This window comes from Bartonella sp. SL317, from assembly GCF_059687655.1.
Window position 1 is genome coordinate 1576004 of record NZ_CM185144.1, and the last position, 11656, is coordinate 1587659.

5 protein-coding genes are annotated in these 11656 nt (G+C 38.4%); 1 reads left to right on the forward strand and 4 read right to left on the reverse strand.

The window, feature by feature from the left end; translation table 11 throughout:
* Positions 1–57: 57 nt before the first annotated feature.
* Positions 58–3543: a carbamoyl-phosphate synthase large subunit gene (gene carB / locus AC6ER9_RS06500; RefSeq protein ID WP_497073973.1), complete on the reverse strand. Its 3486-nt coding sequence runs from the start codon at positions 3541–3543 to the stop codon at positions 58–60.
* A gap of 1153 nt (positions 3544–4696) precedes the next feature.
* Between carB and AC6ER9_RS06505 the strand changes: the two genes are divergently transcribed.
* On the forward strand, positions 4697–5239 hold the full coding sequence (locus AC6ER9_RS06505) for a methylated-DNA--[protein]-cysteine S-methyltransferase (protein ID WP_497073974.1): 543 nt from the start codon (positions 4697–4699) through the stop codon (positions 5237–5239).
* Here AC6ER9_RS06505 and AC6ER9_RS06510 read toward each other — a convergent pair.
* The 3 genes from AC6ER9_RS06510 to AC6ER9_RS06520 form a co-directional block, all read right to left on the reverse strand.
* Positions 5226–7547, reverse strand: a complete 2322-nt coding sequence (locus AC6ER9_RS06510) for a sensor histidine kinase (RefSeq protein WP_497073975.1) — start codon at positions 7545–7547, stop codon at positions 5226–5228. The genes AC6ER9_RS06505 and AC6ER9_RS06510 overlap by 14 nt on opposite strands.
* Positions 7548–7833: 286 nt before the next feature.
* Positions 7834–10461 (reverse strand): aminopeptidase N, encoded by a 2628-nt coding sequence (pepN, locus tag AC6ER9_RS06515; RefSeq protein WP_497073976.1) that lies wholly within the window; start codon positions 10459–10461, stop codon positions 7834–7836.
* A 69-nt stretch (positions 10462–10530) separates the two neighbouring features.
* Positions 10531–11370 (reverse strand): uracil-DNA glycosylase, encoded by an 840-nt coding sequence (locus AC6ER9_RS06520; protein WP_497073977.1) that lies wholly within the window; start codon positions 11368–11370, stop codon positions 10531–10533.
* Between the last annotated feature and the right edge of the window lie 286 nt (positions 11371–11656).

An 11656-nucleotide genomic window follows, 5' to 3' on the forward strand; every position in this document is an offset into this window, starting at 1 on the left:
TATAAAGAAAAAACCGAGAAAGAGTATCAAAAAGCGTATGTTTGCAGAGAAAGAAATTCAACTGAAATAACTTTGCAGGGAATGTACTTCAAGACGCTTTTTTTTGAGAGCTTTGATTGCTTTTGCGACGGCTTCGGCTCCTGCTATTGTTGTATAATAGGGAACATTTTGCATGAGTGCTGCATAACGTAATGATTTGGAGTCTGAGATAGCACTGGCCGTACTGGTTGTATTAAAAATCAATTGAATTTGGCGATTACGAATAGCATCTTCAATATGCGGATGTCCCTCTAGAACTTTGTTGATTTTTTTTGCCTCAACATGATGTTCGGTGAGAAACTTTTGTGTTCCACTTGTGGCAACAACAGAAAATCCAAGCTCTGTTAAACATTTTACAGGATTTAAGATGCGCTTTTTGTCTTCATCTCTTACAGAAACGAATACAGTTCCCTCCTTAGGGAGCTTTACACCAGCTCCAAGTTGTGCTTTAGCAAAAGCAAGCGCAAACTCATAGTCAAGACCCATAACTTCACCGGTTGAGCGCATTTCTGGACCAAGAAGCGTATCAACCCCTGAAAAACGAGCAAAAGGAAACACGGCTTCTTTAACGGCAATATGTTGTTTTTTCTGCGAAGAAGGTAATCCACCATAAGCTTGGAGGGCATTATGCAGCGTTTCTCCTGCCATAATACGTGCAGCCATTTTAGCAATAGGGCGACCAATTGTTTTTGCAACAAATGGAACTGTCCGTGAAGCACGAGGATTAACTTCTAAGACATAAATGGTGTTATCTTTAATGGCATATTGTACATTCATTAAGCCACGAACATAAAGTGCTTGGGCTAATGCTTTGGTCTGGCGCTCTAATTCAGCAACTATGCTTTGTGAAAGCGTATGGACGGGGAGGGAACATGCTGAATCACCAGAGTGGATCCCTGCTTCTTCAATATGTTCCATAATGCCCACAACCAGTGTTTCTTTGCCATCACACAGACAATCAACATCTACTTCAATAGCTTCTGTTAGATAGGTGTCAAAGAGAAGCGGATTTTTGCCAAGCAATATATTGATTTGTCCTGTTTTATCATTGGGATAACGAGCTTTGATATCTTCAGAAATTAATTCAGGAACAGTTTCAAGTAAATAATTTTGCAAGCTTCGCTCGTCACGGATAATTTGCATAGCACGTCCTCCTAAAACATAAGAGGGACGAACAACTAATGGGAAACCTAGTTCATGGGCAATAAGACGTGCTTGTTCGACAGAGTGGGCAATGCCATTCTTAGGTTGTGTTAAGTTAAGTTTAAAGAGTAGTTTTTGAAAGCGATCTCTATCTTCTGCTAAATCAATGGCATCAGGTGAAGTACCGAGGATGGGAATGTTGTGTTTTTCCAGAGCGCTTGCTAATTTCAATGGCGTTTGTCCACCAAACTGGACGATAACTCCAACCAGTTCACCTTTTTCCTTTTCTGCTTCTAAAATAGCGATAACATCTTCTGTTGTTAAAGATTCAAAGTAAAGACGATCAGAGGTATCATAGTCAGTTGAAACGGTTTCAGGATTGCAGTTAATCATAATCGCTTCAAAGCCTGCATCACGCAGTGCAAAAGCCGCATGGCAGCAACAGTAATCAAATTCAATCCCTTGCCCAATGCGGTTTGGGCCACCCCCTAAGATAGCAATTTTTTTTCGTTCAGAAACGTGTGCTTCTGAGTGTTCTATACCTGCAAAGGGAACCTCATATGTTGAATACATATAGGCTGTAGGAGAAAAAAATTCAGCAGCACAAGTGTCAATCCGTTTGAAGACTTGTTTAACATTCAGTGATTTTCGCAACGTGGCGATATCATCGGGTTCTTGTCCGGTAAGGGTGGCTAATCGCGCATCTGAAAATCCCATAGCTTTTAACATACGTAAATTATCTGCATCTTGGGGTAATCCATGGATGCGGATACGCTGCTCCATTTCAATGATGGAAGCTATTTGCTCTAAAAACCACGGATCAATTTTGCTGATTTGGTGAATTTCATTTAAAGGTAAGCCTGCACGCATGGCTTGAGCAATATAGCGTAAACGATCAGGACTTGGTATGGCAATGGCTGAGCGTATAGAATTTTTTTCATCACCTTCAGCATGTTCTGGAATGACAATTTCATCAAGACCGGTAAGTCCTGTTTCAAGTCCACGGAGTGCTTTTTGTAATGATTCTTGAAAAGTACGTCCAATGGCCATGACCTCTCCTACAGATTTCATCGCTGTCGTGAGGATAGGTGATGATCCAGGAAACTTTTCGAAAGCAAAACGAGGAATTTTGGTCACAATATAGTCAATAGAAGGTTCAAATGATGCTGGTGTTTCTCCACCGGTGATATCATTTTTTAATTCATCAAGTGTATAACCAACAGCAAGTTTTGCTGCTACCTTGGCAATGGGAAAACCTGTTGCCTTTGAAGCGAGTGCTGAAGAGCGAGAAACACGTGGATTCATTTCAATAACAATAAGGCGTCCATTTTCAGGATTGACAGCAAACTGTACATTGGATCCACCCGTTTCAACACCAATTTCACGCAAGACAGCAATCGAAGCATTGCGCATACGTTGATATTCTTTATCGGTTAAGGTAAGGGCAGGGGCTACGGTGATCGAATCACCGGTATGAATCCCCATCGGATCAATGTTTTCAATAGAACAAATAATGATACAGTTGTCGTTTTTATCACGAACAACCTCCATTTCATATTCTTTCCACCCTAAAACACTTTCTTCAATTAAAACTTCTGTTGTAGGAGAAGCTTCAAGCCCACGTTCAATAATTTCGTAAAATTCAGAGCGATTATAAGCGATTCCACCACCGGTCCCACCAAGGGTAAATGAAGGACGAATAATCGCTGGAAGCCCAACAACATCAAGCGCTTGAACTGCTTTTGCTGTTGCATGAGCGATATAATGTTGTTTGCGATCAGCTTCAGTATGTCGCCAATTGCGTTCAAGTTCTTCAAGGGCTTTTTCAAGGGTTGCACCAGAAAGTTTTTCTTTAAGTTCAGCACGCGTTTTTGCATGTTGTTGGCGATTTTCTTCTTTTAATTCTGTTGCATTGGCTAACATAGACTTTGGTGTTTCCAAACCGATTTTTGCCATTGCTTGGCGGAATAAAGCACGATCTTCTGCTTTATCAATAGCTTCTGCATTGGCGCCTATCATTTCAACATGATAGCGGTCTAAAATCCCCATACGCTTTAATGATAAAGCGGTATTGAGAGCTGTTTGTCCTCCCATGGTGGGTAAAAGGGCATCGGGACGTTCGTGAGCAATAATTTTTGCAACAATTTCAGGTGTAATGGGTTCTATATAAGTTGCATCAGCGAGATCTGGATCTGTCATAATTGTGGCTGGATTAGAATTCACCAAAATAATGCGGTACCCTTCTTCTTTTAATGCTTTACAGGCTTGTGTGCCGGAATAGTCAAACTCACATGCTTGACCAATGATAATAGGTCCTGCTCCGATGATAAGAATAGATTTTATATCTGTGCGTTTGGGCATGGCTTTTTCCTATGACAAATATCCGTGCACGATTGTGGCAAGAAAAATATTGAAGTTTTGAGGCGACAGTTATTTTATAAGTTAAGTGACAAAGAAAGTAAGCACTAAAATACCTTTTCCATGCTTTTTTTCATAAAATCGAAGATATTTTTTTAAATTGGGGCACTTTATCAATATATCAAAAGGATAACCTTGGATAGAAAAATAAGAGTGCTCCAAAGAACGAAACTATTCAAGTATTTGTGCGGAATAAAACATAAACCATTATTGATAGTTCAATAGAGTTTCGTAAAACAGAACGCCCCAAATGGAATATAGGTATGTTGCACATTCACGGGCTTGTTTTAAAGAGACGTTTCTCAAGGCATTCAAGCCCATTTTACGGCGGCGTTCATGAATACTATAATAATAAAATCCTATAAATTATAAATATTGAGCCCCCATCTTGATGCTTATGAAGGAGAAAGCCGGCACCATCACACACTTGTTTCAGCCTTTGAGTATTGCCACAGCCCTTGGCACGTATGACGATTCATGAAAAGACATTTTATTATACAGTTCTTATCCAATAAGCCAGTCCAGCTTTGGATGTGCAAGGGAATGGTTTTGATTGATTCAACATGAGAGAGATTTTAAATGAAAGCATCTTATGATACTCGGGAGGAAATTCAATATAAATAACTCTATATTATAAAGATAAATCAATGCCTTGTTGTAAAAAAAATAGCAAGTTTATTGTGTTGTTTGGTAAAATAATACAGTTTAGAGCGATGTGATATAGAGCATAAAATGATACATGAGATATTTTAGATATTTTTTGTTAAAGTTTTTTAGGTGTGTGACAAAATCTAATTTAGGATTTTTTAGAAATCTTTATGAAGTAAACCATATTAAAGTGATTGGAGTTGGAAACGACTAGAGAAAAAGCTAGATGAGTTAAAGATTGGCTCTGGTTTCAGTCTTGGTGCTTGAAAATAGGAAGAAAGTTAATCTATGTATGATTTCATTCCATAAAATGATGAAAGTGTATTTTAGGATAATAACGAAGAAAATAATCTCAAAATGATCGTGTTTGGTTTTAAAAGCTAATCAATACCCTCCTTTCACTTTAGGGGTGATGTTCAGAACTTTTTTAAATATAGAGAAAATTAAAATGTTGAACATTTCTCAAAAGAGAATTTTCTGTCTGAAAGATGTATCCATAGGAAAACTTTTGGTCGCTAAATCTCAAAAAGGGATTTTTTATAGTGCGTTAGGCGATACCACAGAGCAATTATTACAGGAGTTTACGAAACGTTTTGGTGATGCACAACACATTGTGGGTGATGATACATTTAAAAGAGAAGTCGCTCATATTATAGCCATGATGGAAACACCTAAATTGGTTCAAAAATATGATTTTCCTTTAGATATAAAGGGTACAGTTTTTCAACGAAAAGTATGGGCACTATTATATGAAATCCCGTGTGGTGAAACAATTTCGTATGAGGAATTAGCTTGCCGTATGGGAATGCCAAAAGCTTTTCGTGCTGTTGCTCATGCGTGTGCCCGTAACGAATTGGCTGTCATCATTCCTTGTCATCGTGTCGTGCGTAAGAACGGTTCTATTTCAGGGTATCGTTGGGGAGCTAAACGAAAAAAAATTTTGCTCCAACGGGAACAAAGTGGAGATAAAAACAAATTTAACTTTGTATAATGGGCATGATAATTGTTACCGTTGTTCCTTTCATTTCTTTTGAAGTAATTTCAAGTTTTCCTTTATGGAGTTCTAACAGAGAGCGTGAAATAGCTAACCCAAGACCTGAGCCCGTATGAGATTTGGTAAGCTGATTTTCAACTTGTTCAAAAGGTTGCCCAAGTTTTTTGATGGCTGATTGGGGAATACCAACACCTGTATCGGTAATTTTAAAAATAAGATTATTTTTTTTCTTAAAAGCGCAGACATCAATATTTCCGCCAGAAGGCGTAAATTTAACGGCATTAGAGATAAGATTAAGGAAAATTTGTTTCATTGCACGACCATCAACTTCAGCATGAAGTTGTGGGGTAATATTTGTTGTAACAGCAATATTTTTTTCTTGAGCTTGAGGCGTTAGTGTTCGTACAGCTTCACTAATGATGGGTTCAAGATCGGTATTTTTACAATCAAGCGAAAATCTTCCAGCTTCGATTTTTGACATATCAAGGATATCGTTGATAAGAGTTAAAAGATGGGTTCCTGAATTATAAATATCATGCATATATTCCTTATAGCGTTGTGAACCAAGAGGGCCAAAAGTCGATTGCAACATGATATCTGAAAAGCCGAGAATAGCATTCAAAGGTGTACGCAATTCATGAGACATATTGGCTAAAAATTCTGATTTAGCCTTATTCGCACTTTCAGCACGTTCTTTTTCTTCTTTCAGACTTTTATTAAGTTTTTCAACTTCTGTTGCGCGTTGTTGGGCACTGCCTCGTGTACGTTTGAGTTCTTGAATAAAAGAAAAAAGACGCCTTTCACTGTCTTCAAATTTTTCCTGTTGTTGTTTAAGCTCAGAAATATCAGTACCAATACAAACCAGTCCTCCGTCTTGGGTCCGCCGTTCATTAATTTTAAGCCAACAACCATCGGCTGTTTGACGAATGCTGGTTAAGTTACCAGTACCATCATCTTTAAGGGGATATTCACTGAGTGCAGGGCGGGCCATGGCTTCGACGGTTTCTCGTTGGATCCCTGATTGTAGAATTTGTTTAGGAATAGCAGCATATTCGCAAAATTTACTGTTGGACATAACTAAACGCCCCTCAGCATCCCACAATACAAAGGATTCTGAAATGTTTTCAATCGCATCACGAATACGAAGGTCTGCTTGAGCTGTTTGTTCAGCCAATTGTTGCTGTTCACTAATGTCGAAAGAAATACCAACCAAATGGGGTTCTTCTTCTTCAGTAACTTCAGCGCGAAGTCGCATCCATACATAATGACCATCCGCATGACGCATGGGAATATTGATATCGATATGTTTTTTTTTGCCTCCCATTAATTCTTGAGCAAGGTCAAAAAAATTGGCATCATTGGGGTTGATAATGGCGCTAATTTGGGAAATTGAAAGCAAGGCATCTTGAGGGACATAGCCAAGCATTTCGTACATTGCTCGTGACCAGTAGACGCGTCCACTTGCCATATTCCAATCCCATAATCCACAGCGTCCACGCATCATAGCCATATCAATACGATTTTGAATTTTTTCTGAAATAAGATCTGTTTTACGTGCACGTAAAAGTTGATTATAATAAACATAAAGAAGAGCAAGGATAATACCGCTCGTTCCGATGAATAGCGTTATATTAAGCGAAAAAAATTTGCGCCATTCCATAGCGCTATCTTGCATCTTTTCGCTAATGAATACGCCATATTGTCCGTTTTGTGTTTGGTGGAATGAAGCAAGAGCAGGGATATCCTTGCCTATTGTGATTTTCATCACTCCAACGTGTTGCCCAAGAGCTTGTAAAGCAATGCTGTCAGAAATAAAATCTTGCAAAGGTTTTCCTAAGACAATCTGTGAACTGGATGAAGCTAAGACATTGCCTTTTTGATCAACAATGGCGATCAGGGTGCTGGGATTAATAAGATCCTGATTGCGCAAGGTGGTGAGGATATTTTGCAAATGATCATGGGAAATGGCAGAGACTTTTCCTTTCTGAGAAACAGCCAATAAATCACGATCAATTGTATTAGTAATATGAGAAGCTAAGAGAGCGAGGGTAGAACGCGTGCTTTTGTCAATTGTGTCGCGCCAATCATAGAGTGATACAAAACGAATTGCTGCAAGGACAATAAGAAATGTGACAATAACAAATGGAAGTGAGCGTCGTAACCAAGGTTCAATAAAGAGAAGCCTTTGATAGGCAGGGCCAGAAAAAAGATGAATACGCTTTGTTTGCGCTTTATGATTTTGAGCGCTCGATTTTGAATCAGCATACATTTCCGTTGGCGCATCATATGCGTCCAGTTTAGTCATCTCTTGTTCCTTTAATTCCGGAATAATGTGATTTAAAAACTGCTTCGATTTGCATGAGTAACCCCATCGAGTGCAGTGAATCAAAACAGGAGTCTTCTGTCCAGTCTTTTTTTTAAAAAAAAGTATTTTACTTTTATGAATGTGGAATACGAAGAAGAAAAGGCATTTAAAACATGACCGATAAACAGGTTTAGATTGCCTGTTTATCGGTTTAATGATGATCAAGGTATTGGTAGAATTTATTTAAAAAGTATTATAATATATTGATTTAAAATATTCTTTTGTTTCAAGAGAGCAGACGATTGATGATATCAGCAACATCGCTTGATAATTTTGGCGCAGCAGCAATAGTTTTTAATTCAGTTTCAAGTTTTTGTTGACGAACGGGTTCTAATTGTCGCCAAGAGCGCATCATTGTTAATAACCGTGAAGCTAGCTGTGGATTTTTTTTGTCAATTTCCAAAATGATTTGGCAAAGAAAATGATAAGATGCTCCATCCAGTCGGTTAAAGCTCGTGAGGTTATTAGAGGCAAAGACACCGATCAGGGATCGTACACGATTAGGATTATCTAGTGAAAACAGTGGATGTTGCATGAGCTTTTGAACATGTTCCAAAGTTGATGCACCAGCAACCATTGCTTGAATAGAGAACCATTTATCCATGACCAAAGGATCATGTTGATAGCGGTTTTCAAAGTCATTCAAAGCATTTTGTGCCTGCTCACTTTTGTTAAAACGCTTCACGAGAACAGCAATACTCGCCATACGGTCAGTCATATTGTTGGCTGTTGCATATTGTTTTGCAGCACGGTTTGGATTGTCCTCAGCAATGGAAAGGTAATCCAGTATGATATTCTTTAAGGCTCGCTTTCCAGCTTGTACAGTGTTTGGGGAGTAGGGTTCATTACTCTCCATTTGTGCATAAAACTTTGTTAAGAGCTCTTTGTGTGTTTGTGCAAGTGAAACGAGAAACTGATTACGAATTTGATGGATACGATCTGGATCAATATTTTTACCGATTGTATGGGCAAGCTCAACTTCACTAGGTAAATTTAAGCAGAAGGCACGAAATTCAGGCTCTAACTTTTCATCTGTTAGGATCGTTTCAATGAGATTGAGCAAAGCAGAGGGAAGTGTTGCTTTTTCTTGTGTTTTATCTTGAATGTTTTGAATTAAAGCTTGCGTCATTAACTGGTTAAGAGATTGCCAGCGATTGATGTGATTGTCATCATGTTGCGCAAGAAAAATAAGTTCGCTTTCATTGAATGGCGTCTGTAAAATGATTGGTGCAGAAAAATCTCGCAGCAGTGATAAAACAGGTTTTTCACGAAGACCCTTTAATGTAAATGTTTGGCTTTCCTTAGACAACAGCATAACATCTGATTGAATATCTGTATCCGCTTCATAAGCAAGTTTTTCTCCCTTAGATCCTAACAAACCAAATGCAATAGGGATAAGCATGGGCTTTTTTATATTTTGTTGTGGGGTTGCGGGAATATGTTGCTTGGCATGAATTGTTAAAACACCATCGCTATAGTGGCTGTTGATTTCTACATTGGGGGTGCCTGCTTGTTCATACCACAGCATGAATTGAGAGAAGTCTTGATGAGACACTTCAGCAAAACAAGCAATAAAATCTTCAATTGTACAGGCTTGTCCATCATGGCGTTGAAAATAAAGATCCGTGCCTTTACGAAACAGAGTAGGACCCAAAATCGTTCGTATCATGCGAACTACTTCAGCACCTTTTTCGTAAACAGTTGTGGTGTAAAAATTATTAATTTGGCTATATTGGCGAGGACGTACAGGATGAGCGAGAGGTCCAGCATCTTCGGCAAATTGCGTTGCTTTTAATATTTTTACATTTTCAATTCTCTGTAGGCTGCGGACATTTTGATCGGATGAAAACTCTTGATCACGATAAACAGTGAAACCTTCTTTTAAACAGAGTTGAAACCAATCGCGACAGGTAACACGATTACCACTCCAATTATGGAAATATTCATGGGCGATGACACGTTCAACATTTCTATAATCCTGATCGGTTGCTGTTTCAGGGTCAACAAGAACATATTTATCATTAAAAACGTTAAGCCCTTTGTTTTCCATTGCGCCCATGTTAAAGTCGGAAACAGCAACAATGTTAAAAATATCAAGGTCATATTCGCGTCCAAAACATTGTTCATCCCAACGCATGGAGCGTTTGAGTGCATCCATTGCATAAGCAGCGCGTTTTGTTTTTCCTTTTTCTACATAGATACCAAGCTCGATACGTCGTCCAGATACAGTTGTAAAATGATCTTCTAACTTATCAAGATCGCCACCTACTAAAGCAAAGAGATACGATGGTTTAGGATAAGGATCTTCCCAAATAGCAAAATGACGGTTATTCTCTAATGTTCCTGTTTCCACCAGATTACCGTTTGAAAGCAAGATTGGGCTTGTTTGAGAATTGGCTTCAATTTTCACTCTATAGGTAGAAAGAATATCTGGGCGGTCGTAAAAATACGTCATACGACGAAAACCTTCGGACTCGCATTGTGTGCAATAAACACCATTTGAAAGATAAAGCCCCATAAGTTGGCGATTGCTTTCAGGATTTACTTCCGTAACCAAACTCAATGTAAAAGGAGCTGCTGGTGGTGTTGTAATTTCTAAACGTGAAGGTGTAACTTTATAAGCATTTGGGGCTAATGTCTCACCATTAATCGCAACAGAAATTAAAGTAAGATCATCACCAGAAAGCACAAGAGGTGTTAATTCTTTTGTATTCTGACGGGGCTCAATAGACAATATGGCTGTAACAGAGGTTTTTGTTGGTGCCAATTGGAAGGAAAGTTGTGTTTTAGGAATGGTGTAAGGGGTTGGCTGGTAGTCTTCCAAACGATAAATAGGCGTTGTCGGCTGTTTCATAATTTTCTCCCATTCGTATTTTTATAGTTTAAAGAAAGTGCTTAATTTCAGAGACAAAGAAGGTTAAAATCATACAAGGTTATCGAGACGATTTTTTACTTCTAAAAAGTCTATCCATGTAAGCTTTTTTTGACTAGGGGTTCGAAGAAGGTAAGCAGGGTGAAAAGTTGGCATAACAGGTATTTTTATATTATCTTCACTTTCATAAACATGCCATTTCCCTCGTGTTCGGATAATCCCATTTTGAGATCCCGTAAGAAATTGTGCAGCAACGCCTCCCAGCGCTATAAGCACACGAGGACGTGCTAAATAAATGTGCCGTTCAATAAAAGGGCGGCACAAGGCAACTTCTCTTGGTGTTGGTGTACGATTGCCTGGTGGGCGCCAAGGAATAGTGTTGGCAATATAGACATTATCTCTTGTTAAGCCAATTGATGCTAGAATTTTATTCAGTAACATTCCTGCCTTTCCCACAAAAGGAATTCCCTGTATATCCTCTTCTCGTCCAGGGGCTTCGCCTATGAGCATCAGGGGGCTTCCTGCTGTTCCATCTGAAAAACAGGTATTTTTTGCTGTCAACTTTAATGAACAACCATTAAATGCAAGAAGAGCAGATTTTAATTCATCGAGTGTTTTTGCATTTTTGGCACTCTCGACAGCTGCTGGGTCACTTTGTATGACCTTAGAGTTATGCTGCGTATGATGATTTAATTTTATGGTTGGAGATGTTTTGGGGGATGTTCGTTGATGATGAGAAATATCCACAACAGGTGTTGTTTTTTTCTCTGAACAAGCAGACGACTTAAAACGATCAATCGGTAAGTCTGTCAGAACAGCATCCGCACCACTTTCTTTATAAAAGTTTAAGAGTTCTTCATAGGAAATTGAGTACGGCGTTTGATTGAGCATTTTATTTTTTCTAATGATCTAACGACTATAGATCAAACAAAATTATCCTTCAAGTTTTATAAATATTTTTGTTAGCGTTCGTATATAAAGAACGATAATAGCATTTTTTCTTTATCATAAAAAATCTAGATCGTAAAATGCAGGTATTTGCGATTATACGCACCTGTTAAATGTACAAACTGTTTAAATTTCAGTATATTAGCTTCTAATAAGAGAAGTAATTTCTTTATGTTAAAAGAATTTTAGACTGAATGCAAGTGTAATAAATAATAATATTTGTAATCAT